General features: G+C 70.3%; 24 protein-coding genes and 2 pseudogenes. 12 read left to right on the forward strand and 14 right to left on the reverse strand.

What is annotated here, in order from left to right; translation table 11 throughout:
• Positions 1–512, forward strand: a pseudogene (locus AC30CM_RS19495) (DNA polymerase III subunit gamma/tau); the annotation flags it as partial.
• 4 nt (positions 513–516) lie between these two features.
• Here the strand turns inward: AC30CM_RS19495 and AC30CM_RS19500 are convergent.
• Together AC30CM_RS19500 and AC30CM_RS19505 are read right to left on the reverse strand one after the other, a co-directional pair.
• Positions 517–1,824, reverse strand: a complete 1,308-nt coding sequence (locus AC30CM_RS19500; RefSeq protein ID WP_490118555.1) for a class I SAM-dependent methyltransferase — start codon at positions 1,822–1,824, stop codon at positions 517–519.
• Positions 1,821–3,209, reverse strand: a complete 1,389-nt coding sequence (locus tag AC30CM_RS19505; RefSeq protein WP_490118556.1) for an FAD-binding oxidoreductase — start codon at positions 3,207–3,209, stop codon at positions 1,821–1,823. Before AC30CM_RS19505 ends, AC30CM_RS19500 begins: the two co-directional genes overlap by 4 nt.
• 91 nt (positions 3,210–3,300) lie before the next feature.
• On the opposite strand from AC30CM_RS19505, the gene AC30CM_RS19510 reads away from it, so the two are divergent.
• Entirely contained in the window at positions 3,301–3,738 is a 438-nt protein-coding gene (locus tag AC30CM_RS19510; protein ID WP_490118557.1) for an SRPBCC family protein, read from the forward strand.
• On the opposite strand, the gene AC30CM_RS19515 is transcribed toward AC30CM_RS19510, so the two are convergent.
• Complete coding sequence (locus tag AC30CM_RS19515; RefSeq protein ID WP_490118558.1) at positions 3,735–4,508, reverse strand: Rv3717 family N-acetylmuramoyl-L-alanine amidase; 774 nt, start codon at positions 4,506–4,508, stop codon at positions 3,735–3,737. The two genes, AC30CM_RS19510 and AC30CM_RS19515, sit on opposite strands and share 4 nt — an antisense overlap.
• Before the next feature lie 112 nt (positions 4,509–4,620).
• Here AC30CM_RS19515 and AC30CM_RS19520 point away from each other — a divergent pair, with 112 nt between their 5' ends.
• From AC30CM_RS19520 to AC30CM_RS19530, 3 genes are read left to right on the forward strand one after another with little or no spacing between them, the layout of a single operon-like run.
• Positions 4,621–4,953 (forward strand): YbaB/EbfC family nucleoid-associated protein, encoded by a 333-nt coding sequence (locus tag AC30CM_RS19520; RefSeq protein WP_490118559.1) that lies wholly within the window; start codon positions 4,621–4,623, stop codon positions 4,951–4,953.
• Between the two features lie 13 nt (positions 4,954–4,966).
• Entirely contained in the window at positions 4,967–5,578 is a 612-nt protein-coding gene (gene recR, locus AC30CM_RS19525; RefSeq protein ID WP_490118560.1) for a recombination mediator RecR, read from the forward strand.
• A gap of 18 nt (positions 5,579–5,596) precedes the next feature.
• Positions 5,597–6,007: a hypothetical protein gene (locus AC30CM_RS19530; RefSeq protein WP_490118561.1), complete on the forward strand. Its 411-nt coding sequence runs from the start codon at positions 5,597–5,599 to the stop codon at positions 6,005–6,007.
• A 36-nt stretch (positions 6,008–6,043) separates the two neighbouring features.
• On the opposite strand, the gene AC30CM_RS19535 is transcribed toward AC30CM_RS19530, so the two are convergent.
• Positions 6,044–6,823, reverse strand: a complete 780-nt coding sequence (locus AC30CM_RS19535) for a DeoR/GlpR family DNA-binding transcription regulator (RefSeq protein ID WP_490118562.1) — start codon at positions 6,821–6,823, stop codon at positions 6,044–6,046.
• 70 nt (positions 6,824–6,893) lie between these two features.
• Between AC30CM_RS19535 and AC30CM_RS19540 the strand changes: the two genes are divergently transcribed.
• From AC30CM_RS19540 to AC30CM_RS19560, 5 genes are read left to right on the forward strand one after another with little or no spacing between them, the layout of a single operon-like run.
• Positions 6,894–7,760, forward strand: a complete 867-nt coding sequence (locus tag AC30CM_RS19540; protein ID WP_490118563.1) for a class II fructose-bisphosphate aldolase — start codon at positions 6,894–6,896, stop codon at positions 7,758–7,760.
• The gene (locus tag AC30CM_RS19545; RefSeq protein ID WP_490118564.1) at positions 7,757–9,073 is read left to right on the forward strand and encodes a D-tagatose-bisphosphate aldolase, class II, non-catalytic subunit; all 1,317 of its coding nucleotides are present in this window, start codon (positions 7,757–7,759) and stop codon (positions 9,071–9,073) included. Before AC30CM_RS19540 ends, AC30CM_RS19545 begins: the two co-directional genes overlap by 4 nt.
• Positions 9,066–10,205: an SIS domain-containing protein gene (locus AC30CM_RS19550; RefSeq protein ID WP_490118565.1), complete on the forward strand. Its 1,140-nt coding sequence runs from the start codon at positions 9,066–9,068 to the stop codon at positions 10,203–10,205. Before AC30CM_RS19545 ends, AC30CM_RS19550 begins: the two co-directional genes overlap by 8 nt.
• On the forward strand, positions 10,202–11,182 hold the full coding sequence (locus AC30CM_RS19555; RefSeq protein ID WP_490118566.1) for a BadF/BadG/BcrA/BcrD ATPase family protein: 981 nt from the start codon (positions 10,202–10,204) through the stop codon (positions 11,180–11,182). Before AC30CM_RS19550 ends, AC30CM_RS19555 begins: the two co-directional genes overlap by 4 nt.
• Positions 11,183–11,187: 5 nt before the next feature.
• Positions 11,188–12,159 carry a DMT family transporter gene (locus AC30CM_RS19560; RefSeq protein ID WP_490118567.1) on the forward strand — a complete coding sequence of 324 codons (972 nt, stop codon included), beginning with the start codon at positions 11,188–11,190 and terminating at the stop codon, positions 12,157–12,159.
• On the opposite strand, the gene AC30CM_RS19565 is transcribed toward AC30CM_RS19560, so the two are convergent.
• Together AC30CM_RS19565 and AC30CM_RS19570 are read right to left on the reverse strand one after the other, a co-directional pair.
• Positions 12,156–12,875 (reverse strand): type 1 glutamine amidotransferase, encoded by a 720-nt coding sequence (locus AC30CM_RS19565; RefSeq protein WP_490118568.1) that lies wholly within the window; start codon positions 12,873–12,875, stop codon positions 12,156–12,158. The genes AC30CM_RS19560 and AC30CM_RS19565 overlap by 4 nt on opposite strands.
• On the reverse strand, positions 12,872–14,107 hold the full coding sequence (locus tag AC30CM_RS19570; protein ID WP_490118569.1) for a Mur ligase family protein: 1,236 nt from the start codon (positions 14,105–14,107) through the stop codon (positions 12,872–12,874). Before AC30CM_RS19570 ends, AC30CM_RS19565 begins: the two co-directional genes overlap by 4 nt.
• An 88-nt stretch (positions 14,108–14,195) precedes the next feature.
• Between AC30CM_RS19570 and AC30CM_RS19575 the strand changes: the two genes are divergently transcribed.
• Complete coding sequence (locus AC30CM_RS19575; RefSeq protein WP_490118570.1) at positions 14,196–15,185, forward strand: DEDDh family exonuclease; 990 nt, start codon at positions 14,196–14,198, stop codon at positions 15,183–15,185.
• Between the two features lie 7 nt (positions 15,186–15,192).
• Here the strand turns inward: AC30CM_RS19575 and leuA are convergent, their stop codons facing one another.
• The 6 genes from leuA to AC30CM_RS19605 form a co-directional block, all read right to left on the reverse strand.
• Complete coding sequence (gene leuA / locus AC30CM_RS19580; protein WP_490118571.1) at positions 15,193–17,025, reverse strand: 2-isopropylmalate synthase; 1,833 nt, start codon at positions 17,023–17,025, stop codon at positions 15,193–15,195.
• A 277-nt stretch (positions 17,026–17,302) separates the two neighbouring features.
• Positions 17,303–17,959, reverse strand: coding sequence for a helix-turn-helix domain-containing protein (locus AC30CM_RS19585; protein ID WP_490118572.1), 657 nt, complete (start codon positions 17,957–17,959; stop codon positions 17,303–17,305).
• A 21-nt stretch (positions 17,960–17,980) separates the two neighbouring features.
• Positions 17,981–19,168, reverse strand: coding sequence for an NAD(P)/FAD-dependent oxidoreductase (locus AC30CM_RS19590; RefSeq protein WP_490118573.1), 1,188 nt, complete (start codon positions 19,166–19,168; stop codon positions 17,981–17,983).
• Positions 19,165–20,511, reverse strand: coding sequence for an FMN-binding glutamate synthase family protein (locus AC30CM_RS19595; RefSeq protein ID WP_490118574.1), 1,347 nt, complete (start codon positions 20,509–20,511; stop codon positions 19,165–19,167). Before AC30CM_RS19595 ends, AC30CM_RS19590 begins: the two co-directional genes overlap by 4 nt.
• The gene (locus tag AC30CM_RS19600; RefSeq protein WP_490118575.1) at positions 20,511–21,197 is read right to left on the reverse strand and encodes a protein glxC; all 687 of its coding nucleotides are present in this window, start codon (positions 21,195–21,197) and stop codon (positions 20,511–20,513) included. Before AC30CM_RS19600 ends, AC30CM_RS19595 begins: the two co-directional genes overlap by 1 nt.
• Positions 21,185–22,063, reverse strand: a complete 879-nt coding sequence (locus AC30CM_RS19605) for a class II glutamine amidotransferase domain-containing protein (RefSeq protein ID WP_490118576.1) — start codon at positions 22,061–22,063, stop codon at positions 21,185–21,187. The genes AC30CM_RS19600 and AC30CM_RS19605 overlap by 13 nt, the downstream gene beginning before the upstream one ends.
• Here AC30CM_RS19605 and AC30CM_RS19610 point away from each other — a divergent pair.
• Positions 22,050–22,133: a hypothetical protein gene (locus tag AC30CM_RS19610; RefSeq protein WP_490118599.1), complete on the forward strand. Its 84-nt coding sequence runs from the start codon at positions 22,050–22,052 to the stop codon at positions 22,131–22,133. The genes AC30CM_RS19605 and AC30CM_RS19610 overlap by 14 nt on opposite strands.
• Here the strand turns inward: AC30CM_RS19610 and glnT are convergent.
• Both glnT and AC30CM_RS19620 read right to left on the reverse strand, forming a co-directional pair.
• A pseudogene (glnT, locus tag AC30CM_RS19615) lies at positions 22,130–23,434 on the reverse strand (type III glutamate--ammonia ligase). The gene AC30CM_RS19610 and the pseudogene glnT overlap by 4 nt on opposite strands.
• 110 nt (positions 23,435–23,544) lie before the next feature.
• A complete protein-coding gene (locus AC30CM_RS19620; RefSeq protein ID WP_490118600.1) occupies positions 23,545–24,798 on the reverse strand; it encodes an ammonium transporter in 1,254 nt (417 codons plus the stop codon).
• Positions 24,799–24,838: the final 40 nt, after the last annotated feature.

Genomic DNA, 24,838 nt, shown 5'->3' on the forward strand with positions numbered 1-24,838 from the left:
GCGCACCCGAACCGCCGCCCCTGCCGCCACGGGCCGCACCGGCGGCGCCCGCTGCCGCGGCCGGTCAGCCCGACGCCACCGCCGTGCGTGGACTGTGGAGCACCGTGCGAGAGAAGGTGCGTGAACGCCGCAGGCCCACCGACGTCATGCTCGACGGTGCCATCGTCGTTGCCGTCGAGTCGGACGTCCTGGTGCTCAGCCACGGTTCCGCGCCCCTGGCCAAGCGCATCAACGAGCCCCGCAACGTCGAGATCATCCGGGATTCGCTCAAGGACGTCTTCGGCGTCGACTGGAACATCCGTTGCGAGGCAGGCGCTCCCGTTGACGCGACACCGCAGCGTCAGCAGTCGCGTTCGGCCGCCATGGACGAACCGCCGCCCGACGTCGAGGACGAGGAAAGCATGCTGGCCGAGGCCCAGCGCGAAGACCCGGCGCCCCGCCGCGACCCCGAGGAGGTCGCCTTGGAGCTGCTGCAGAGCGAGCTGGGCGCGCGGCCCATCGAGAACCGGTGAGGCGCTAGGGCGTCCACCACGGTCGCAGGGGCAGCCCGCCGTCACGTCCCTTGGCGTCCAGCTTGACGGCCAGGACCTGGTGCAGCTGCACCACGTTGGTGTCGAAGCCCAACCGCGAACCCGCCATGTAGAGGCCCCACACCTTCGCGGTGGGCAGGCCCACCTCGGCAACCGCCTCGTCCCAGTGCTCCACCAGGTTGCGGCACCAGTCGCGCAACGTCATGGCGTAGTGGTGCCGCAGGTTCTCCTCGTGCACCACCTCCAACCCGGCGTCCTGTGCCTCGGTGATGATGCGGCCCGACCCGGTCAGTTCCCCGTCGGGGAAGACGTAACGGTCGATGAAACCGCCTGCCGCGGGCCCGGATCGGTTCTCGGGACGCGTGATGCAGTGGTTGAGCAGCAGTCCGCCGGTGCGCAGCTTGGACTTGAGGAACCGGAAGTAGGACGGGTAGTTGTGCACGCCGATGTGCTCGGTGAGGCCGATCGACGACACGGCGTCGAACCCGGACTCGCGGACGTCGCGATAGTCGGTGTGGCGCACCTCGGCCAGATCGCCCAACCCCTCCTCGGCGATGGCCCGCTGCGCCCACTCGGCCTGTTGCTTGGACAGCGTGACACCCAACGCCTTGACTCCGTGGCGGGCCGCGTACCGCACCATGCCACCCCACCCGCAGCCGACGTCGAGCAGGCGGTCACCGGGCTGCAGCCGCAGCTTCTCGAACACCAACCGGTACTTGTTCTCCTGCGCCTCCTCCAGCGTGGCGTCCACGCTGGGATAGCAGGCGCAGGTATAGGTCATCGACGGCCCCAACACCCACTCGTAGAACGTGTTCGACACGTCGTAGTGGTGGTGGATGGCGTCGGCGTCGCGAGTCTTGCTGTGCCGCAGCCCCTCTGCGATGCGTCGCCATCGGGGCAAAGCCTCCTGCGGCGGCGGTGCGATGGGCACCAGCCGCTCCAGTCCGATCGAACGCACGACGTTGGCGAGCACGCGGGCCGGCGGCCGCTTGAAGTCGAGCTTGTTCGACAGTGCCCGCAGCAGCTCGTACGGATCGCCGGGATGCACCCCCTGCGCCTCCAGGTCGCCGGCCACGTACGCCCGGGCCAGGCCGAGGTCTCCCGGCGCGGTCGCCAGATACGTGGTGCCACGGGGCGTCCGCAGGTCCAGGCCCAACTCGGCGTCCTGCGGACCCGACGTGCTGCCGTCGTAGGCGGTGAACTTCAGGGGCAGTTCGTCGCCGGCCGTGAAGATCTCGAGGATCTCCGCCAACGTGAGCTTGCCCACCGCCGAATTGGACTGGTGTGTCGTCATCGTCTCAGCACCGCCTTCCCATACAGGTCCAACAATCGCGAATCGGGGTCGTAGACCGACTTGGCCGTCCGGTAGGCCTCCCCACCGTAGAGTTCGTCGAACTCATCCTTGGAGTAATAAGCGTCGGAATACAGGGACTTATGCCCTTCGAGGTCGCTGACCTTGCGTTCGATCAGCCGGTTCGTGTGACCCTCGGTGGGACCGACCGGCACCGACGACCAGAAGCCGACGTTGACATAGGTGTGGTGGGCACGGATCGGATACAGCGGCCAGCCACCGTCGTCGCGCAATCGCAACGGGCACAGCCATATCGGTTCGATGGGCACGGTGTCCAGGAACCAGTCGACGAATTCCGTGGTGCGCTCGATGGGCAGCTCCACGTCCTGCACCACGCGCTCGCGCGGCGGCCTGCCGTTGCGCTTCTCGATGCGGTCGGCGACTTCGAACTTGCGGTCAAGGGCCACCAGCTTCCAGTAGAAGCTGCTGCGCCGGTAGCGTCGCGGCCAGAACCGCCGGATGGTGGGATTCTGCGTGCCGAATGCCCGTGAGCACCAGAACCAATCGGTGTCCCAGCGCCACAGGTAGTCGTGGATGGTGAGACGGTCGGTCTTGACCGCCCCGTTGCCGCCGGGGTGCTGGATGGACCGGTAGTACACGTCGGCGCCGGTGTAGTCGCTCACCGGTCCGGGCGCCGCCGTACGGAAGCCGAGGCACAGGTAGCCCTCGTCGGCGCTGAACACGACGCCGTCGAGGTAGTCGACGGGGGTGCCGTCGTGCCCCCCGGTGTCGATGATGCGGCCCATGGTCTCCACCAGGGCGGCCACCGACGTGAACCGCAGGTGCCGCAGCGCCACGAACGGCTTGACCTCCTCCAGCTCGATGCGCAGCCGCACCGAGTAGCCAAGCGTGCCATAGGAGTTCGGGAAGGCGCGGAACAGGTCGGCGTGCTGGTGGCGTGAGGCCGTCACCACCTCGCCGGCACCGGTCAGGACGTCCATCTCCAGCACCGACTCGTGCGGCAGGCCGTTGCGGAACGATGCCGACTCGATGCCGAGCCCGGTGACCGCGCCGCCGAGCGTGATGGTCTTGAGCTGCGGTACCACCAGCGGCGACAAGCCGTACGGCAACGTCGCCGCCACCAGGTCCTCGTAGGTGCACATGCCGGCGACGTCGGCCGTCCGGGCACGTTCGTCGACCGAGATCACCCCCGTCAGCCCCGACACGTCGAGGCCGGGCACGTCGGTCTTGGCCCGTGCACGGAACAGGTTGGAGGTCGGCTTTGCCAGGCGCACCGTGGCATTGGCTGGGATGTTTCGGTAACTGGCGAGGAGGCGCTCCACGCCTGCGGCGTGGGCAACCCGTGCGTCAGTCGCGACTGCGGACACGCATATACGCTAGTCCCAGGTCGCATCGCATGCGACAGCACCTGACGCGGACCACCGTCCGCGACCCGAGTTCACGAGGAGACAGCAACCGATGGCACAGGTCAGTGCGTCCAGCACCGTCTTGATCAACGCCGCCCCCGACGCCGTGCTCGCCGCGGTCGCCGACTACCAGACCGTGCGGCCGAAGATCTTGTCGTCGCACTACAGCGGGTACCGCGTGCTCGAGGGTGGCCAGGGCGCCGGCACCGTCGCCACCTGGAAGCTGCAGGCCACGAAATCTCGTAGCCGGGACGTCACGGCCCACGTCGACGTCGCCGGGCACGCCGTCATCGAGAAGGACGCCAACTCCTCGATGGTCACCAACTGGACGGTCGCGCCCGCGGGCACCGGGTCCACGGTCACCCTCAAGACGTCGTGGCAGGGTGCCGGCGGCATCGGTGGCTTCTTCGAGAAGACGTTCGCCCCGTTGGGCCTGCGCAAGATCCAGGCCGAGGTCCTGGAGAACTTGAAGACCGAGGTCGAGCGCTAACTCAGGCGCTGCGGCTGCGTCCCGAGGAAGGCGGCGATGCCGCGTACGACGGCGTCGGCGTACTTCTGCCTGCCCTCGGGGCTCTCGATGAGCGCGGCGTCCGCCGGGTTCTTCATGTTGCCCAACTCCACCAGCACCGACGGGTACTGGGCGAGGTTGAGCCCGGCGATGTCGTCGCGACCCATCACGCCGCCCTGGCCGATGTAGTTGGCGGGCAGCAGACCCGACGCCTGCAGCTGGTCGCGCATCGCCTTGGCGAATTGCAGCGACGGGCCGGCCTGCACCTGGTTGAGCGGCGGCGCGGAGTAGAGCACGTGGAACCCGCGGCCGGTCGCGGGGCCACCGTCGGCGTGGATCGCCACGATGGCGTCGGGGCGGATCGAGTTCGCCATCGCCGCGCGCTGGTCGACGCACGGTCCCTGCCCGGTGTCGTCGCCGCGGGACATCGCCGTGCGCACGCCGAGCGCGGACAGCGCCTGCCGGATGCGCAGCGTGGTCTCCCAGGTGAACGCGTGCTCGGGGTAGCCGCTGTTCGACGACGTGCCACTGGCCTGGCAGTCCTTGGTGCCGCCGCGACCCGTCGGCACCTGCTTGGAGAGGTACGCCGGGTCGTTGGACCCCTGATGGCCGGGATCGAGGAACACGATCTTGCCGGCGAGGGAGCCGGGTGCGGCGTCGGCGACGGGCGCGGTGACGGTGGGGGCGGCGACGGTGGTGGCGGCCAGCAGAAGAGCGACGGCGCCGACACGCAGGCAGGCTGGTAGTGGCACCACGCCACGCTAGCCCGGACGACGACTACGCTTGAACCCCAAATCGCCTCGAGCGGACATGCGCAACCAAGTCGAGACCAAGACGCGATTCACACGTTAAGGGGACACCACGATGCAGCCCGGTCAAGCACCCGACATGTCGGCCCTCCTGGCGCAGGCCCAGCAGGTGCAGCAGCAGCTGATGGAGGCGCAGGAGGCACTGGGCAACGCCGAGGTGCAGGGTCAGGCCGGCGGCGGTCTGGTCCAGGTCACGATGAAGGGCAGCGGCGAGGTGATCGGCGTGGCGATCGATCCCAAGGTCGTGGACCCCGACGACGTCGAGACGCTGCAGGACCTCGTCGTCGGCGCCATCAAGGACGCCGCGGCGCAGGTGACGCTGTTGGCGCAGTCGAAGCTCGGACCGCTGGCCGGTGGCCTCGGCGGCCTGGGCATTCCGGGGGCCTGACGCTTGAGCCGCAATGTTTGAGGGGCCCGTCCAGGACCTGATCGACGAGCTGGGCAAGCTGCCCGGCATCGGCCCGAAGAGCGCGCAGCGCATCGCGTTCCACTTGCTGTCGGTCGAACCTCCCGACATCGACCGCCTGACGTCGGCGCTCGGGCGGGTGCGTGACGGGGTCACGTTCTGCGAGGTGTGCGGCAACGTCTCCGACGAACAACGGTGCCGGATCTGCAGCGATCCGCGGCGCGACGGCACGCTGGTGTGCGTCGTCGAGGAGCCCAAGGACGTGCAGGCCGTCGAGCGCACGCGCGAATTCCGGGGCCGCTACCACGTGCTGGGCGGCGCGCTGGACCCGCTGTCGGGGGTGGGGCCGGACCAGCTGCGCATCCGCGAACTGCTCAACCGCATCGGTGAACGGGTCGACGGCGTCGACGTCGCGGAGGTCATCATCGCCACCGACCCCAACACCGAGGGCGAGGCGACGGCCACCTATCTGGTGCGCATGCTCCGCGACATCCCGGGCCTCACCGTGACGCGCATCGCCTCCGGGCTGCCCATGGGTGGCGACCTGGAGTTCGCCGACGAGCTGACACTGGGCCGCGCGTTGGCCGGGCGCCGCGCCATGGCCTGATGGGCCTAATGTGGTGCCGTGGCCGATGATCAGTTCGCAGACGAGTTCAAGGTCGAGGTGGAACTCGGAGACGAGCAGCACCACCTCTCGTTCTGGGAGCGGCTGAAGACGCTCGACCTCGACGACGACGCGCGCACGCGGCTGGGCTCCCGGGTGACGGTGACGCGCGATGGCAACTTCATCCAGCTCTACACCCGCACGTTGGCCGACGCGCAGGAGGCGCTGCGCACGGTTCGGCAGCTGGTGGCCGACGACGAGGTGAGCGCGGAGTACGCCATCGCCCGCTGGGATGCGGCCACGCAGGAGTGGGTCGATCCGGCCAGCGGGCACACCGTCGCCGACGATGCCCCCGAGACTCCCGCGCCCGACCCCAGCTACGTGATCCTCGAGGCGTACAAGCCGGAGTTCCTGCGCGACCTGGGGTTGTAGCCGGACGATCACCCGCCGGCTCCGGCTGGTGTCCGGCTATTCCGTGTCCACCACGTGCACGTGCACCCCGGCCGCCGAGATGCGCTCGAGTTGGGCGGGGTCGGCGCTCCGGTCGGTCACCAGGTGGTGGATCTGGTTGAGTCCCACCATCTTCGCCAACGTGATCTTGCCGATCTTGCTGCCGTCGACGGCGACCACCACCCGCTGGGCGTTGGAGGCCATCGCGATGGCGGTGCGCGCCTCGGACTCGTCGTAGGTGGTGGCCCCGCGTTCGGCGGACATGCCGTCGGCACCCAGGATCGCGGTGCCCACCGTCAACGCCTGAAACGCGTACTCCGACATGGGGCCGACGGCCTCCAGCGTGTTGGCCCGAACCCGACCGCCGGTGATGAACACCTTGACGTGCACGTCGACGGCGCAGTCCGCGGCTATGGTCAGCGAACTGGTGACGATCGTCAGATCCGGCCTGCCCTTGAGCGCCTTGGCCGCCTCGGCCGTCGTGACCCCGCCGGTGAGCGCCACCGCCTGCGGGCCCGACGGCACCAGCGCCGCGGCACGCTGCGCGATGCGGCGCTTGATGGCCACCAACCGGTGGTCGCGCAGCCGCACCGGGATCTCGCTGTCGGTGGGGTCGGTGGTGCGTGCCCCGCCGTGGGTGCGGATCAACACGCCCTGGTCCTCGAGTTCGGTGAGGTCGCGTCGCAGGGTGGCCGGGGAGACGTCCAGCGCCGCGCACATCGCCGTCGACGTCATCTGCCCGTGCTCGCGCAACAGCGACAACACCCGGCGCATGCGGTCGGTCCGCCTCGTCGACATGCGCTCAATTTAAATGATCGCTTCGTCGTCTTCTATTGCGCGTTTTGAGCGGAGTTTCGATCATCGAGCCATGACGCTCATCACCACCGCCGAGTTGGTGGCGGCCGCAGACCACGACGGCCGCGCGGTGCTGGCGTTCAACGTCGTCACCCTGGAGCACGCCGAGGGCATCGTCGACGGACTGGCCGACGCCGGTGGGCGCCACGGCGCCATCCTGCAGCTCAGCGAGAACTCCGTGCGCTTCCACCGTGGCGACATGGCCCCGCTGCTGGCCGCATGCGCCGCGCTGGCCGCTCACGCGTCGACGCCGATCGCCCTGCACCTCGACCACTTTCAGGATCTCGAACTCATCGAGGCGGCGATCGCCGACGCCCCCGGGTACGGCGTCAGCTCCCTCATGATCGACGCCGCCCACCTGCCTTACGACGAGAACGTCTCCCGCACGCGGGATCTCGGGGCCCGCGCCCGCGCCGCCGGGCTGTGGGTCGAGGCCGAACTGGGCGAGATCGGCGGCAAGCTCGGCGCGCACGCGGCAGGCGTGCGCACCGATCCGGCCGAGGCCACCGACTTCGTGGCCCACACCGGCGTCGACGCGCTCGCCGTCGCGGTGGGCAGCTCGCACGCCATGACGACGCGCGACGCCGGCATCGACGTCGACCTGGTGGCCGCGCTGTCCGAGGCGGTGCCGGTGCCGCTGGTGCTGCACGGGGGGTCCGGGGTGTCCGACGACGTGCTGCGTGCCGCCGTGCGCGCCGGCATGCGCAAGCTCAACGTCGGCACCGCGCTCAACGTCGCGTTCACGGCGGCCGTGCGGGAGGGCCTCGCCGAACGGCCCGACGCTCACGATCCGCGCGGATGCCTCGAGTTGGGCCGGGCAGCGGTGGCACGGACCGTCGCGGCGCGCGTGGCCGCCCTCGACCCGCAGGCCGTCCGATGAGCGCGACGGTGACCGGCGTGGGCCTGCTCGACCTGGTGCGCAGGCACAAGGCCGGCGAACCCGTGGGCGTCTACTCGGTGTGCTCGGCGCACCCCATCGTCATCGAGGCCGCCATGATCCAGGCCCGCGACGACGACGCGTGGGTGCTCGTCGAGGCGACGTCGAACCAGGTGGACCAGTTCGGCGGCTACACCGGCATGCGGCCCGGCGACTTTCGCGACCTGGTGTGGCGCATCGCCGACGCGTGCGAGCTGCCGCGCGAGCGCGTGGTGCTGGGCGGTGATCACCTGGGGCCCAACCGCTGGCAGGGCCTGCCCGCCGACGAGGCCATGGCCCACGCCGACGTGCTGATCGCCGCCTACGTCCGGGCGGGGTACACGAAGATCCACCTCGACTGCAGCATGTCGTGCGCGGACGATCCGGCGGTGCTGGGCGACGAGGTGGTGGCGCGGCGTTCGGCGCGCCTGATGCGAGTGGCAGAAGACGCGGCGGGCCCGGAAGGGGCCGAGATCTGCTACGTCATCGGCACGGAGGTACCGGTGCCGGGTGGCGCCCACGAGACGCTCGACGGCGTGGCGCCCACGTCACCCGAGGCGGCCCGACGCACCATCGCCGCCCACCGGGAGGCCTTCGCAGCGCACGGACTGGCCCACGTGTGGCCGCGCGTCGTGGCGCTGGTGGTGCAGCCCGGGGTCGAGTTCGACCATCTCAAGGTGGTGGACTACCGCCGCGCCGGCACCGTCGAGCTGCGCCGCGTGCTCGACGCCGAACCGACGCTGCTGTTCGAGGCGCACTCCACCGATTACCAAGTCCCGCAGCGACTTCGGGAACTGGTCGAGGACCACTGGGCCATCCTGAAGGTGGGCCCCGGGTTGACGTTCGCGTTGCGCGAGGCGCTGTTCGCGCTGGCCGCCATCGAGGCGGAACTGATCCCCGCGGCGCGGCGTTCGCACCTGCCCGACGTCGTGGAGCAGCGCATGCTCGCCGAGCCGACGTACTGGCGCGCCTACTACGACGGCGACGCCGACGCCCAGCGGCTCGCCCGCCGCTACAGCTACAGCGACCGGATGCGCTACTACTGGCCGGACCCGGACGTCGAGCAGGCGCGAGAGACGCTGTACGCCAACCTCGACGGCGTGACCATTCCGGAACCGTTGATCAGCCAATACCTGCCCGACCAGTACGCCCGGCTGCGCGCCGGGACCCTCGAACCCACCGCGGCCGCGCTCGCCATCGACCGTGTCCGCGACGTCCTGCGCACCTACGCGCAGGCCTGCACCCCCCACCCCGCACCAGGAGTAGATCATGGCTGACGCCTCGACCATCCCGCCGCAGTCCGAGGGTGGTGCGACGATCCTCGAGATCGGGCAGCAGCCCGACGCGTGGCGCGAGGTGGCCGCCACCGCCGACACCGACACCGCCGGCGTCGACGAGTTCCTGGCCCGGCTGCGCGACGTCGACGGATTGCGCGTGATCCTCACCGGCGCAGGCAGTTCGGCATTCGCCGGCCAGATCGTGGCCCCCGCGGTGCGCAGGCACCTCGGCGGGCGCGTCGACGCCATCCCCACCACCAGCATCATCGCCAACCCGGCCGACCACCTCGAGGCGGACACCCCGACGCTCGTGGTGTCCTTCGGGCGTTCGGGCAACAGCCCCGAGAGCCTGGCGGCCACCGACGCCGTCGACGAGTTGGTCTCGCAGGCATGGCATCTGGTGCTGACGTGCGACGCCACGGGGGCGCTGGCGCGTGCCCACGAAGGGCGTGAGCGCTCACGGGTGGTGCTGATGCCCGAGCGCACCAACGACACCGGCTTCGCGATGACCTCGAGCCTGACGTCGATGATGCTGAGCGCGCTGACGCTGCTGGGGCCCGGTGACGCGGCGACCGCCGAGGCGCTGGCCACGGCCGCAGAGCACGTCATCGCACGCCGCGACGACATCCGGGCACTGGCCGCGGCGAAGCGCAATCGCTTCGTGTACCTGGGCGCCGGTGCGCTGGAGGGGCTGGCCCGCGAGTCCGCCCTCAAGCTCCTGGAACTCACCGCGGGTGAGGTGGTGACGTACTTTGACTCGCCGCTGGGATTCCGGCACGGTCCGAAGTCCGTGCTGGACGCCGACACGCTGGTGCTGGTGTACCTGTCCACCGACCCGCACACGCGGCGCTACGACCTGGACATCGTGGCCGAGATCCGTGAGCAGTTGGGTGACGACCACGTGGTGGTGCTGTCCACCGAGACCGTCGACACCGACGCGACGGTGTTGCCGGGACTGACCGGTGTGGACGACTCGCACGTCGCACTGGCCTATCTCGTGGTGGCGCAGTACCTCGCGCTCTACACCTCGCTGCAGTGGGGCAAGACGCCGGACAACCCCTTCCCCGGCGGGGAGGTGTCCCGCGTGGTCAAGGGCGTGACGATCTATCCCACCGCGGGGAGCCGGCCGTGACGCGGTTCCTGGGGGTCGACGGCGGCGGGTCGAAGACCGCCTTCGCGCTCATCGACGACACCGGCACGGTCCTCGCGCGCGCCAACACGGCGACCTCGTACTACTTCAGCGAGGGATTCGACGTCGTCGAGCGGACGCTGACCGAGGGGGTCGGCGAGATCTGCCGCGCCGCAGGCATCACCACCGCCGACGTAGACGCCGCCTTCTTCGGGATCCCCGGTTACGGGGAGTCCAGTGCAGACCAGGCCCGCCTCGACGCGGTGCCCGGCACGGTGCTGGGTCACGGCCGGTACTGGGCGGACAACGACATGGTCTGCGGCTGGGCGGGGTCCCTGCTGGGCGAGGACGGCATCAACGTCATCGCGGGCACCGGGTCCATGACCTACGGTGAGCGCGACGGTGTCGGCAGCCGCGTCGGCGGCTGGGGGGAACTGTTCGGTGACGAGGGCTCGGCCTACTGGATCGCCACCCGGGGGCTCAACGTCTTCAGCCGGATGAGCGACGGCCGCACCACCCGCGGGCCCCTCTACGAGCACGTGCGCGAACGACTTTCGGTGACCAGCGACCTCGACGTGGTGAGCTTGGTCATCGAGAAGTGGGGCGGCAACCGCGGCAAGATCGCGGACCTGGCCAAGACCGTGTGTGCGGCCGCGGCCGCCGGCGACGCCCACGCCGGTGCCATCCTCGACGACGCCACCGACGAGTTGGCGACCCTGGTCGACGCCACCCGCGTGGCGGTCGGCTTCGGCGACGGGGAGCCGGTGCCGGTGTCCTATTCGGGCGGAATGTTCGCCGCCGACGGGTTCTTCGACCGCTTTCGCGCGGCGCTCGGCCGCCGCGCCGCCACGTTCGACCTGCGTCGGCCGGTGCTGGACCCGGCGCTTGGGGCCGCGATCTACGCGGCGAAGCGCAGCGGAACCCCGCTGCACCCCGATGCCCTGGCCGCGCTCGCGGCCCCGTCAACCGACAAGAGGTAAGTGCCATGCCCGACCCGACCGCCAAGACCGTGTCCAACGACGCCACGTCGGCAACCACGCCGTCGCGCAGCTGGATCTTCTATGCCGCACTGCTGGTGCTCTTCTGGGGCGTGTGGGGTGCCTTCTCGGCACTGCCTGCCACCAAGTACGGCTATCCCGACGAGATGATCTACTGCGTGTGGGCGCTCACGATGATCATCCCCGCCGCGGTGGTCCTGCGCGGTCAGCGCTGGGACCGTCGCCCGCAGGCCACCATCTACGGCCTGCTGATCGGGCTCACCGGTGCGGGTGGACAGCTGCTGCTGTTCCAGGCGCTCACGATGGGACCGGCGTACCTGATCTTCCCGATCGTCTCGATCTCGCCGGCGATCACCGTGCTGATGGCGATGGTGCTGCTGCGCGAACGCATCTCGGGTCTGGCGACGGTGGGGCTCGTCGCCGCGCTCGCCGCGATCGTGCTGTTCAGCATCAGCAGCGGCAGTGACGACGGATCGTCGGGTCCGTGGCTGCTGCTGGCCGTCGTGGTGTGCGTGGCGTGGGGCGTGCAGGCCTACTTCATGCGCAAGACCGCGGTGATCGGCGTCAACGACGCCACCACGTTCGGCTGGATGACCATCAGCGGTCTGCTGCTGATCCCGGTCGCCATCATCTCGATGGGCGGCTTCCCCACCGGATTCCCTTGGCAGGCACCGGCGTTGACGGCGGGCACGCAGGTGCTCAACGCCATCGGCGCACTGTTCCTGGTGATGGCGCTCAGTCGCGGCAAGGCCAGCATCGTGGCGCCCACCACCAACGCGCTCGCCCCGACGCTCACGATCATCGTGTCGCTGATCGCCTACCAGACACTGCCGTCGCCGTTCGGTGCCATCGGCATGGTGCTGGCCCTCGTCGGTTCGACACTCATGGTGTACAGCGACGAGAAGCGCGGCGAGGCCGTCTCCGACGGTGCGCTGGAGTCACACGTTCCCAAGCCCTAGACGCGGCGCGGCGCGGCCAACCGTTCGCGCCGCAGCCGGTCCACCTCCGGCAGGTCCAGCGGAGCCAGCTGGCCGACCACCTGAGCCAACAGGTGGTCGGCCAGTTGCGGATTGCGGGCCAGACACGGCCCGTGCAGGTAGGTCGCGACCACGCTGCCCTGCACCACGCCGTCGAAGCCGTCTCCGGCGCGGTTGCCCGCGCCGGAGAGCACCGTGGCCAGCGGCGCGGCGTCGGGACCGAGAACCGTTCCGCCGCGGTGGTTCTCGAATCCGGTGAGGCGTTCGGTCAACCCGGGGAGTAGCGGCTGGGAGACCACCTCGCCGATGGTGCGCTCGGGTTGCGGCGAGGTGGTGACGTCGAGGAGGCCGACCCCGTCCACCCGCTCGCCCGACGACGTCTCGTACCAGTGTCCGAGCACCTGGATGGCGGCGCAGATCGCCAGCACCGGCGCTCCGCGGGAGGCGGCCTGCTGCAGGCCGGGATGACGCAGCAGGTGTTTGGTGGCCAGGCGCTGCGCGAAGTCCTCGGCGCCGCCGAGGGTGTACAGGTCCAGCTCGGCGGGCACCGGGTCGGCCAGCGTGATCTCGACGACCTCGGCGTCGATCCCGCGCAACTGCAACCGCTTTCGCAGGACCACCGAGTTGCCGCCGTCACCGTAGGTCCCCATGACGTCGGGTAGCACCAGCCCGATCCGGACCGTCGACTCGCGCGTCATCGGACCTGCCGGTGCAGCGCGAGGAATGCGGTGTAGTTGGCGACCACCTCGACGTGTCCCGGTGGGCACGACGCGATGGCGGCGACGGTGTCGTGGACCAGCGTGTGCCGGACGCCGGCGTAACCCAGGCGCACGGCGAGGTCGGTGCCGCGCTCGCCGGCCGCGACCACCGGATGCTGCTCGAAGTGTTCGAAGTCGACGTCCCACAGCCAGGACAGGTCCTCGCCGTCGGGCACCTGCCCGTTGACGGCGATCACCACCGACCCCGCCGAGGTGTCGACCATCGAGAGCGCCTCCTGCCAGCCCGCGGGATTCTTCGCCAGCAGCATGCGCACGGTGTGTTTGCCGAGCCGCACCGTGGAGTACCGACCGGCCACCTCGTCGACGCCCTCGACGGCGCGCACCGCCGCCACGGGATCGGCGCCGAGCGCGACGGCGGCGGCCACCGCCTGCGTGGCGTTGCCCCGGTTGACCGCACCCGGCAGGGCCAGGGTCATCGGCAGCCGCAGGCCGTCGGGGCCGTAGACGTGGGTGTCGTCGTACCACCACTGCGGCGCAGGGCGCCGGAAGTCGGCGCCCGTGGAGTACCAGTCGGCGCCGTCGCGGACGATCACCTCGCCGCTGCGCGGGCAGCTCACCGAGTCGTTGGCCCAGCCGCCGCCGGCGGCCACCCACACCACGTGGGGGCTGTCGTACGCCGCCGACGTCATCAGCACGTCGTCGCAGTTGGCGACGACGACCGCGCTGGGGTGCCGCGCGAGGCCCGCCCGCAGCGTGCGCTCGATGTGGTTGATCTCACCCACGCGGTCGAGCTGATCGCGCGACAGGTTGAGCAGGACGAGCACGGCGGGATCGATGGCGTCGGCGACGTGCGGGACGTGCATCTCGTCGACCTCGAGGGCCGCGAGGTCGGCGTCGCGGGCGGCGGCCAGTGCCGCGATCAGACCCGCGTCCATGTTCGCGCCCTCGGCGTTGGTGGCCACCGGGCCCATCGTGGCGAGCGCCGCGGCCGCCATCCGCGTGGTCGTGGACTTGCCGTTCGTGCCGGTCACGACCACCGCGCGGCGGCCGCTGCCCAGCTGGGCGAGGATCGACCGGTCCAGCGTCATGGCGACGAGACCGCCGATCATGGCGCCGGCGCCGCGGCCGGTGACCCGCGACGCCCAGCGGGCGGCGGCGCCCGCGCGCAGCGCGAGACGCCCCCGGGCGTTCAGTGACCGTGTCGTCGGCATCATCGGCAGTCTAGGAAGCGGCGATCGAGTGCGCGACACGCGGCGGTGCGAGCCGGGCTTGTCGGCGGGCCGTGCCATCCTCGAATTCGTGAGCAACGTCTGCGGTCGGCCGGCCGACGCCCCCGGTACGGGGTGGGCGGTCGTCGACGTGGAGACGTCGGGGTTCCGGCCCGGGCAGGCGCGGATCGTCAGCATCGCCGCGCTCGCGGTGGGCGACGACGGCAACGTGGAGGCCAGCTTCTCCTCGCTGCTGGATCCGGGCGTCGATCCCGGGCCCACCCACGTGCACGGCCTCACCGCCGACATGCTGGCCGGGCAGCCGACGTTCGGCGACGTCCTGGCCGACGTCGCCGCGATCCTGCACGGCCGCACGCTGGTCGCCCACAACGTCGGCTTCGACTACTCGTTCCTGGCGGCCGAGGCCGAGATGGTCCGCGCGCAGCTGCCCGTCGAGACCGTGATGTGCACCGTCGAGCTGTCGCGGCGGCTGGGGCTGGGCACGGCGAACCTGCGGCTGGAGACGCTGGCGGCGCACTGGGGCGTCACCCAATTGCGTCCCCACGATGCGCTGGACGATGCGCTGGTGCTGGCCCAGATCCTCAAGCCCACGCTGGCGGGCGCCCGCGAGCGTGGCGCCTGGCTGCCGGTCCGGTCGGTGTCGCGGCGGACGTGGCCCAGCGGCCGGGTCACCCACGACGAGTTGCTGCCGCTGAAGACGGTGGCCGCCCGGCTGCCGTGCGAGTACCAGAACCCGGGGCGCTTCGTGCCGGGACGTCCCCTGGTGCAGGGCATGCGCGTGGCGCTCTCGGACCGGGTGGGGCGCACCTACGAGGAACTGATCGAACGAGTCCTGGCCGCCGGGCTGGCGTTCACCGAGACCGTCGACCAGCAGACGTCGCTGGTGCTGTGCGACGACCCCGAACCCGAGCAGGGCAAGGGCTATCAGGCCGGCGAGATGGGCATCCCGCTGGTGTCGACCGCCGACTTCCTGGCGCTGCTGGACCGGGTGGTCGGCGGACGTGACGTCGAACCCTTCACCGACGCCACGCCCGCGGGCGACCAGTACGCGCTGTTCTAAAGCGGCGTCAGCGGATGCGGGCCGCGCGGTTGACGGCCGAGACGACCGCGCGCAGCGACGCCGTGGTGATCGACGTCGCGATGCCCACGCCCCACACCGTCTTGCCGCCGATCGACGCCTCCACGTAGGCCGCGGCCTGCGCCTCCTCGCCCGCCGACAGCGCGTGCTCGGAGTAGTCCAGCACCGAGACGTCGAACCCGATGGCGCCGACGGCGTCGACGAACGCGGCCAGCGGGCCGTTGCCCGCGCCGACGATCTCGCGTTCCTCGCCGTTGACCTTCACCACCGCGGTGATGGTGTCGGTGCCGCCGTCGACCTCGGCCGCGTCGACCTTCTGCCGGATGCGCTCCAGCGGGCTGATGGGCGTCAGGTACTCCTCGGCGAAGACGTCCCAGATCTCCTTGGGCGACACCTCGCCGCCCTCACCGTCGGTGATGGCCTGGATGGCCTGGCTGAACTCGATCTGCAGCCGGCGCGGCAGCACCAGGCCGTGGTCGGCCTTCATGATGTAGGCCACGCCGCCCTTGCCGGACTGCGAGTTGACGCGGATCACGGCCTCGTAGGTGCGGCCGACGTCCTTGGGGTCGATCGGCAGGTACGGCACCTGCCACAGGATGTCGTCCACGTCCGAATCCGCCTCGTCGGCAGCGATCTTCATCGCGTCCAGACCCTTGTTGATGGCGTCCTGGTGGCTGCCGGAGAACGCGGTGTACACCAGGTCCCCGCCGTAGGGGTGGCGCTCGTGTACGGGCAGCTGGTTGCAGTATTCGACGGTGCGGCGGATCTCGTCGATGTTGGAGAAGTCGATCTGCGGGTCGACGCCGCGGGTGAACATGTTGAGTCCCAGTGTCACCAGGCAGACGTTGCCGGTGCGCTCGCCGTTGCCGAACAGGCAGCCCTCGATGCGGTCGGCTCCGGCGGCATAGCCCAATTCGGCTGCGGCGACGGCGGTTCCGCGATCGTTGTGCGGGTGCAGGCTCAGGATGATGCCCTCGCGCGGCACCAGGTGGCGGTGCATCCACTCGATGGAGTCGGCGTAGACGTTGGGCGTGGCCATCTCGACGGTGGCGGGCAGGTTCACGATCAGCGGCGCGTCGACGGTGGGCGCCACGATCTCGGCGACCGCGTTGCACACCTCGACGGCGTACTCCAGCTCGGTGCCGGTGTAGGACTCGGGGGAGTACTCGAAGCGCCAGTGCGTCCCCGGGTACTTCTTCGCCTCCTCGACGCACATGCGGGCGCCGTCGGTGGCGATCTTCTTGACGGCGTCGCGGTCGGCGCGGAACACCACGCGCCGCTGCAGGATCGACGTCGAGTTGTAGAAGTGCACGATGACCCGCGGCGCACCCTCACACGCCAGGAACGTGCGCTCGATCAGCTCGCGGCGGCACTGCGTCAGCACCTGGATGGTGACGTCGTCGGGGATGGCGCCCTCGGTGATGATCTCGCGGACGAAGTCGAAGTCGGTCTGGCTGGCCGACGGGAAGCCGACCTCGATCTCCTTGTAGCCCATGCGGACCAGCAGGTCGAACATGCGTCGCTTGCGCTGCGGGCTCATCGGGTCGATCAGCGCCTGGTTGCCGTCGCGCAGGTCGACGGCACACCACATGGGGGCGGTGTCGATGACCTTGTCGGGCCAGGTGCGGTCGGGCAGGCGGATGGGCTCCACCTCGTCGGCGAAGCTGCGATACCGGTTCACCGGCATCTGGGTGGTGCGCTGGGTGTTCCATGCCGGCTGGCCGGGATGCGGCGGACCGGCGGGGGTGGAGATCGCGCGCCCGGAGGTGAAGGCGTCCTTGGACGGCTCTTGGGCGGAGAAGGATGACGTGAACGTGGTCATGATGGGTGGCTCCCGGTTTCGTCTGGTGTGACTTCAGACCGGCGCATCGCGAACACCCGCGACGGAGAGCCAGTCTGGATCAGACTCCGTCGCGGCGTCCGAGGAGGAGCACCCGCTGCACGCTGGACACGATACTCCCGGCCGCGGCAGCGGCAAAAGCGCCCCCGGCCGCGGCAGCGGCAAAAGCGCCCCCGGCCGCGGCAGCGGCGAAAGCGCCCCCGGCCGCGGCAGCGGCGAAAGCGCCCCGGCCGCGGCCGGGGCCGAAGCGGCCCGGCGACTACACCTGGGTGTCGGGGAACGCGATGACCGAGAGGAACCGGATGGGCACCTCGACCAGGTCGACGGGGCCGTGGGCGCCCTCGCCGTCGAGCTGCAGCGAGTCCCCGGGGTGCAGCCGGTAGACCGACCGGCTGTGGCCGTAGTCCATGACGCCTTCGAGCACGTAGATGAACTCGGTGCCGGGGTGCTGGAACAGGGGGTAGGTCTGGCTCTTCTCCGACAGCGTGACGTGCAGGCACTCCAGGCGCTTGTGTTCGCCGCGCAACGACCCCAGGAGCTGGTATTCGTGCCCTTCGCGGGTGCCCTCGCGCACGATCTGCGCGCCCGTGCCCGCCTTGGTGAACGCGGCGGGCCGTTCCACGTCGGCGCCGCGGAACAAGCTGGTCACCGGCACGTCGAAGCCCTTCGCCAGCAGCGCCAGCGTCGACAGGCTGCAGGACGTCTGCGCGTTCTCGATCTTCGACAGCATGGCCTTGGAGATGCCGACGCGCGTCGCCATGTCGGCCACGGTCAGACCGTGCTGCTGGCGCAGCTGCCGCACGTTCTGCCCGATGGCGGTCTCGAGTTCGAGTTCGTCGACCGAGACGTCGGGGGAGCGGTCGCGGGCGCTTCCGGACTTGTTGCGGAGAAGCGGAACCTGATCGTCGGGGCTCACGACCCCAGTGTCTAGCACCGTCTAGCGCATCTCTCCCGCGCCGACGTACGGAAAGGGACTCCGCAGCAGGTCGTCCTCGGCGAAGCGGGACAGCCGGAAGTCGCGCGCGGGGATGCGCGGATCCCGGCTGGCACCGTCGATCACCAGGTCGGCGACCAGGCGGCCCACGGCCGGGGCGATCTTGAACCCGTGTCCGCTGAACCCGGCGGCCACCAGCAGCCCGTCGATGCCGGTGGCCGAGATCACGGGGTTCCAGTCCGGGGTGACGTCGTAGCAGCCGGCGTAGCTGCTGGCGATCGCGGCGTCGGCCAGGCCCGGGAACCGGGTGCTCGTCTTGTCGACGACGAGGTCGACGAACGCGTCGTCGGCACGGTTGAGGTAGCGATCCGGGTCGGCGATCTCCAACTCCAGCAGATCGGAGTTGCCGAACAGCAGCTCGCCGGTGGGTTCGGTGCGGACGTACTGCAGCGACACCAGGTCGGAGAACACCGGGGCGCCCGCCACGTCGACGCCGGGCTTGATCAGCACGATCTGCTCGCGGTGTACCGCGATGGGCACGTCGACGCCGTGGCGCGCCAGCAGCGGTGCCGTCCACACCCCCGTGGCGACGACGACGGTGGGGGTGGCGATCTCGGTGCCGTCGACCGTCCGCACACCGCGGACGCGATCACCGTCGACGAGCAACTCGGCCACGGCGCACCCCTGCCGCACGCGCACCCCGGCGCGTCGCGCCGTCGCCGCGAACGCCTGCGCGGTCTGGTAGGCGTCGCCGTAGCCGCCCCTGGCCTCCCACGCGAACGCGGCGAACGGTGTCAGGTCGGCGGTGGGCCACATGGCGGCGACGTCGCTCGCGTCGATCTCCTCGGTCTGGACGCCGACGGCCCGCTGGGCGGCCAGGCTGCGGCGCAGCGCGTCGACGTTGGGTTCGCCGACGCCCACGACGTAGCCGGGTTGGCGGAATCCGATGTCGTCACCGAACACGTCCGCGGCGTGCTCGAACACCTCCAGGCCCACGGTGGCCATGGCGGCCAGGGAGCTGACGCCGTAGTGACAGCGCACGATGCCCGACGACTTGCCGGTCATCCCGGAACCGACCGTATGCCGTTCGGCCACCACGACGTTCGTGACGCCGCGCTCGGCCAGCGCCCAGGCGGCCGCCGTGCCCTCGAGGCCACCACCGACGATCACGACGTCCGCGGTCTCGGTCACGGCCGGCTCCCGGGGATCCACTCGGTTCCCGCCAGCGGCACCCGGGCCATCGCGGCGGCCTCGATGCTGACGGCCACCAGGTCCTCGGGCTCGAGGTGGCGTACATGGGCCTTGCCGCACGCCCGCGCGATGGTCTGGGCCTCCATGGTGAGCACGCGCAGGTAGTTGGCCAGGCGGCGTCCGCCCTCGACGGGATCGAAGCGCGCCGCCAGCTCCGGATCCTGGGTGGTGATGCCCGCGGGGTCGCGGCCATCCTGGAAGTCGTCGTAGAAACCCGCTGCGCTGCCGAGCTTCTCGTACTGTGCGGCGTACCGCGGGTGGTTGTCGCCCAGCGCGATGAGCGCTGCGGTGCCGATCGCGACGGCGTCGGCGCCCAGGGCCATCGCCTTGGCGACGTCGGCCCCGGAGCGGATGCCGCCGGACACGATCAGCTGGACGCCGTCGGCACCGCCCTTGCGGTGCACGCCGAGTTCGCGCAGCGCCTGGGCGGCCTGCGGCACCGCGGCCAGCGTCGGCACCCCGACGTGCTCGATGAACACCTCCTGGGTGGCGGCGGTACCGCCCTGCATGCCGTCGACCACCACGACGTCGGCGCCCGCGTGGACGGCGAGCTTGACGTCGTAGTAGGTGCGCGTGGCACCGACCTTGACGTAGATGGGCTTCTCCCAGTCGGTGATCTCCCGCAGCTCGGCGATCTTGATGGTGAGGTCGTCGGGTCCGGTCCAGTCGGGATGACGGCACGCGCTGCGCTGGTCGATGCCCGCGGGCAGCGTCCGCATGCCCGCCACGCGGTCGGAGATCTTCTGCCCCAGCAGCATCCCGCCACCGCCGGGTTTGGCGCCCTGGCCCAGCACCACCTCGATGGCGTCGGCCTTGCGCAGGTCGTCGGGGTTCATGCCGTAGCGCGACGGCAGGTACTGGTACACCAGGTACTTGCTCTGGCCGCGCTCCTCGGGCGTCATGCCGCCGTCACCCGTGGTGGTCGACGTCCCCACCTCGCTGGCGCCGCGGCCCAGGGCCTCCTTGGCGGGCCCGGACAGTGCGCCGAAGCTCATCCCCGCGATGGTCACCGGGATGTCGAGGTGCAGCGGGTGTTTGGCGTGCCTGCCTCCCAGCACCACGTCGGTGCCGCAGCGTTCGCGGTAGCCCTCCAGCGGATAGCGCGACATCGACGCGCCCAGGAACAGCAGGTCGTCGAAGTGTGGCAGCGCGCGCTTGGCGCCCCACCCGCGGATGTCGTAGATGCCGGTCTCGGCGGCCCGTTGGATGGCCGCGATGGTGCCGCGGTCGAAGGTGGCGGATTCGCGCAGGCCCAGGCGGGCCCGGTCTTCTGGGGTGGTCATCAGTAGGCGCTCGCATGGTCGACGTGGAAGTGATAGAGGTTCCTGGCGGAGCCGTAGCGGGTGTAGGCGGCGGTGTCGTCGTCGCCGAAGCCGGCGGCCTTGAGCAGGCGGCCCAACTCCTCGTGGTGTTCGTCGGTCATGGGTTTGGCGACGCAGTCGGCTCCCAGCGACGCGATCTCACCGCGGACGTAGAGGCGGGCCTCGTAGATCGAGTCACCCAGTGCCTCACCGGCATCGCCGCGGATCACCAGCGTGCCGGCCTGCGCCATGAACGCGCTGTTGTGCCCCACGTTGCCGCCCACCACGATGTCGACGCCCTTCATGGAGATGCCGCACCGGGCGGCGGCGTCGCCCTCGATGACGAGCAGCCCACCGTGGGCGGTGGCGCCTGCGGACTGGGAGGCGTTGCCCCGCACCCACACCGTGCCGCTCATCATGTTCTCGGCGACGCCGGTGCCGGCATTGCCCTCGATGGTCACCTCGGCGCGCTGGTTCATGCCCGCGGCGTAGTAGCCGACGTGTCCCTCGACGGTCACCTTGACCGGGGCGTTGACGCCGACGGCCACGTTGTGCGCACCTGCGGGATGCTGGATCACGAAGTGGCCCATGACGTCCGGTGCGTGCAGTGCGGCGTTGACGTCGCGCAGCGGCGTGGCGGACAGGTCGAACGTGGTCACCGCGTCCATGCGTAGATCCTCTCGGGTTCGGGTTCCCAGATGGCGGCGCGCTCGACGCCGGGCAGCCCGGCCAGCGCCCGGTACTCGCTGGCCATCGCCACCCAGTCGGGGGTCTCGGCGATGACCGCGGGCTTGCAGGCGATGGCGTCGCGCACCACGGCGAACGAATCGCGGTGGGACACCAGCAGCGTGTAGAAGCCGTCGAACGTCGCGCACAACTCCTTGAGGGCGGTCTCGACGTCGCGGCCCGCGGCCAGTTGATCGGCGACGAAGCGAGCACCCACCTCGGTGTCGTTCTCGCTGTCGAAGTGCACGCCCTTGGCGCGCAGGTCCCGCCGGATGGTCGCGTGGTTGGCGAAGGACCCGTTGTGCACCAGGCACTGCTCGGGTCCCACGGCGTACGGGTGCGCCCCCGCCGGCGTCACCGCCGACTCGGTGGCCATGCGGGTGTGGCCGACGCCCTGCCACCCGGTGGCCGCCGACAAGTTCCACGAATCGGCAAGCGCGCGCGGATGTCCCACGCCCTTGAGGACGGCGAGATCGTTGCCGAACCCGGCGATGAGGGCGTCGGGATGGGCGGCGAGTACGGCGGCGCGCAGGTCGTCGACGGGCCGGTCGGCCGTCACCAGCAGGGTGTCGCCGAGGGCCCTGACGTCGGCGCCCAGCGTCGTGGCGACCTCGGCGGGCGGTGCGTCGACGCCCAGCACCGAGACCGCCGCGCGCCCCGGCGGCGTCCACGTCGGATCGCCGTAGACCGCCACGCCCGCCGAGTCGCTGCCGCGGTCGGCCATCTCGCACAGCATGCCGGTGAGCAGTTCGCCGAGCCTGGGGTACAGGTCGGGGTGTCGCAGATGCAGGCCGATGATCCCGCACATGGCTGATGTCTCCTTCGGTTCGGTGATCGGCACCCGCGCCGAGCGCGGACCAACGTGGCTGAATAGCTAGAAAGCGGTGAGGTACTGCTCGACCTCCCACGCGCTGACGGCGCTGTGGTAGGCGAAGAACTCGTCGCGCTTGAGCTTGGCGAAGTAGGCGGCCACGCCCTCGCCTGCGGTGTCGAGCACGCCGGTGATCACGGGATCGGCCTCGAAGTCCTCGACGGCGTGCAGCAGCGTCGGCGGCAGCGTGCGTCCCGATCCGCTGCCCAGCGCACCGGGGTCCAGGCTGCGCTTGACGCCGTCGATGCCCGCGCCCAGCGCCGCGGCGATGGCCAGGTAGGGGTTGGCCGAACCGTCGCCGCCGCGCATCTCGACGCGCTGATCGTCGGGGACTCGGATGTAGTGCGTGCGGTCGTTGCCGCCTTAGGTCGGCGTGCGCGGCGCCCAGGACGCACCCGAGGCGGTGGTCAGTGCCCCGGTTCGCTTGTAGGAGTTGACCGTTGGCCCCACCAGCGCCTGCAGCGCGCACGCATGGTCGAGGATTCCGCCGATGAACGCGTAGGCGGTGGGCGACAGGCCGAGGCCGCGCTCGTCTCCCGCGTCGGGAAACACCGGGCGTCCGGCGCTGGTGAGCGAGATGTGCAGGTGCAGGCCACTTCCCGTGCGATCGCCGAACGGCTTGGGCATGAACGTGGCGATCATGCCCCGCTGGGCGGCCAGCACCGAGAGCAGGTACCGCAGCGTCACCACGCGGTCGGCGGTGGTCAGTGCGTCGGAGAACTGGAAGTTCTGCTCGAACTGGCCGTTGCCGTCCTCGTGGTCGTTGGCGTAGTTGGCCCAGCCCAGGGAGTTCATCGCCGTCGACACCGTGGTGAGGTGGTCGTACATGCGCGTCACGCCGCGGGCGTCGTAACACGGTTGGGCGGCGGTGTCGTCGTCGTCGGCCGTGACCAGGCTGCCGTCGGCGGAACGCTTGAGCAGGAAGTACTCGACCTCGGCGCCCACCCATGGCTCGAACCCGGCGTCGCCGGCGAGCGCGATCAGGTTCTTGAGGATGACGCGCGGCGCGAACGGCCACGGCGTCCCGTCGACGTGCGGGTCGCAGTGCACGATCGCCAGGCCGTCCTTGACGAAGGGCACGGGGGTGAACGACGCCGGATCGGGCATGGCGATGAGGTCGGGGTCCTTGGGTTCCTGGCCCATGGCGCCGACGGCATAGCCGGCGAAGCCGACGCCCTCGGTGGCGAGTTGGTCGACGGCCTCGACGGGAACCAGCTTGGCGCAGGGCTTTCCGCGGAGGTCGACGAACAGGGCGAGCAGGAACGACGTGTTCGAATCCTCGGCGAGGGTGCGGAGATCGGGGGTCATCACGAATCCTTGTCTCTTGATGTGAATCAAAGTATCACGATAGGAAACAGCGCGCAGCGCGAAAATCCCCGGCCGGCACGTGTGCGTCGCGCCGGCCGGGGATCGTCGAACTAGGCCGAGACCATGTCGTAGGACGACTCACGGTGGACCGTGGCGTCGATGCCCGCCTCCTCCTCGTCGGGCGAGATGCGGATGCCCATCGTCTTCTTCAACGCGAACGCGATGACGTAGGCGACGACGAACGAGTACGCCATCACCGCCGCCGCGGCGACGGCCTGCCGCCACAGCTGATCCAGGCCGCCGCCGTAGAACAGGCCGTCGACCGCGTTCGGCATGCCCGCGCTGGCGAAGAAGCCGATGAGCAGCGTGCCGACGACACCGCCGACCAGGTGCACGCCCACCACGTCGAGCGAGTCGTCGTAGCCGAAGCGGGACTTCAGACCCACGGCGTACACGCAGATCGCCCCGGCGATGCCGCCCACGAAGATCGCGCCCACGGGCGTCACCGCGCCACATGCCGGGGTGATGGCCACCAGGCCCGTGATGGCACCCGATGCCGCGCCCACGCCGGTGACGTGACCGTCCTTCAGCTTCTCCACCCCCAGCCACGCCAGCGTCGCCGCGCACGTCGCGACGAACGTGGTCACCATGACGATCGACGCCGAATTACCCGCCGCCAGAGCCGATCCGCCGTTGAAGGCGTACCAGCCGGCCCACAGCAGGCCGGCGCCCAGCAGCGTCAGCGGCACGTTGTGCGGCTTGCGCAGTTGCCCGAACATCGCCGACTTGCCCAGCACGATCGCGACCGCCAGCGCCGCCGCGCCGGCGTTGATGTGCACCGCGGTGCCGCCCGCGAAGTCGATGGCGTGCAGCGAGTTCGCGATCCAGCCGCCCACCGAGTTCTCGGTGACCACGCCGTCGAACGCGAACACCCAGTGCGCGACGGGGAAGTACACCAGCACGGCCCACAGCGTCGCGAACAGCATCCAGGCGCCGAACTTCATGCGATCGGCCACCGCGCCGGAGATGAGCGCCACCGTGATCGCCGCGAACAGTGCCTGGAACAACGCGAACAGGCTGACCGGCAGCCCCGAGATCGTGGTCTGCGTCTCGAGCAGATCCTTCATGCCCGCGAACTCGAACAGGTCGCCGACGAAGCCGCCGTAGCTGGTGCCGAACACCATCGAGAACCCGAACAACACCCACAGCAATCCGACGACGGCGACCGCGCCGAACGTCATCATCATCATGTTGGTCGAACTCTTGACCGAGACCATGCCGCCGTAGAACAGCGCCAGGCCGGGGATCATCAACGTGAGCCCGATGATGCAACACAGCATGAAAGCCGTGGTGCCCGTATCCACTACGTCCATCGCTTGCTTCTCCTGAAAGTGCCGCGGCCGG

The organism is Mycobacterium sp. DHQP2018-32-09 (assembly GCF_058148405.1).

Bases quoted from the DNA above. Each gene is read 5' to 3' on its own strand.
- AC30CM_RS19500 (WP_490118555.1), bottom strand. From the start codon at position 1,824: ATGACGACACACCAGTCCAATTCGGCGGTGGGCAAGCTCACGTTGGCG.
- AC30CM_RS19510 (WP_490118557.1), top strand. From the start codon at position 3,301: ATGGCACAGGTCAGTGCGTCCAGCACCGTCTTGATCAACGCCGCCCCC.
- AC30CM_RS19520 (WP_490118559.1), top strand. From the start codon at position 4,621: ATGCAGCCCGGTCAAGCACCCGACATGTCGGCCCTCCTGGCGCAGGCC.
- recR (WP_490118560.1), top strand. From the start codon at position 4,967: ATGTTTGAGGGGCCCGTCCAGGACCTGATCGACGAGCTGGGCAAGCTG.
- AC30CM_RS19535 (WP_490118562.1), bottom strand. From the start codon at position 6,823: ATGTCGACGAGGCGGACCGACCGCATGCGCCGGGTGTTGTCGCTGTTG.
- AC30CM_RS19540 (WP_490118563.1), top strand. From the start codon at position 6,894: ATGACGCTCATCACCACCGCCGAGTTGGTGGCGGCCGCAGACCACGAC.
- AC30CM_RS19545 (WP_490118564.1), top strand. From the start codon at position 7,757: ATGAGCGCGACGGTGACCGGCGTGGGCCTGCTCGACCTGGTGCGCAGG.
- AC30CM_RS19550 (WP_490118565.1), top strand. From the start codon at position 9,066: ATGGCTGACGCCTCGACCATCCCGCCGCAGTCCGAGGGTGGTGCGACG.
- AC30CM_RS19560 (WP_490118567.1), top strand. From the start codon at position 11,188: ATGCCCGACCCGACCGCCAAGACCGTGTCCAACGACGCCACGTCGGCA.
- AC30CM_RS19565 (WP_490118568.1), bottom strand. From the start codon at position 12,875: ATGACGCGCGAGTCGACGGTCCGGATCGGGCTGGTGCTACCCGACGTC.
- AC30CM_RS19570 (WP_490118569.1), bottom strand. From the start codon at position 14,107: ATGCCGACGACACGGTCACTGAACGCCCGGGGGCGTCTCGCGCTGCGC.
- leuA (WP_490118571.1), bottom strand. From the start codon at position 17,025: ATGACCACGTTCACGTCATCCTTCTCCGCCCAAGAGCCGTCCAAGGAC.
- AC30CM_RS19595 (WP_490118574.1), bottom strand. From the start codon at position 20,511: ATGACCACCCCAGAAGACCGGGCCCGCCTGGGCCTGCGCGAATCCGCC.
- AC30CM_RS19600 (WP_490118575.1), bottom strand. From the start codon at position 21,197: ATGGACGCGGTGACCACGTTCGACCTGTCCGCCACGCCGCTGCGCGAC.
- AC30CM_RS19610 (WP_490118599.1), top strand. From the start codon at position 22,050: ATGATCCCGCACATGGCTGATGTCTCCTTCGGTTCGGTGATCGGCACC.
- AC30CM_RS19605 (WP_490118576.1), bottom strand. From the start codon at position 22,063: ATGTGCGGGATCATCGGCCTGCATCTGCGACACCCCGACCTGTACCCC.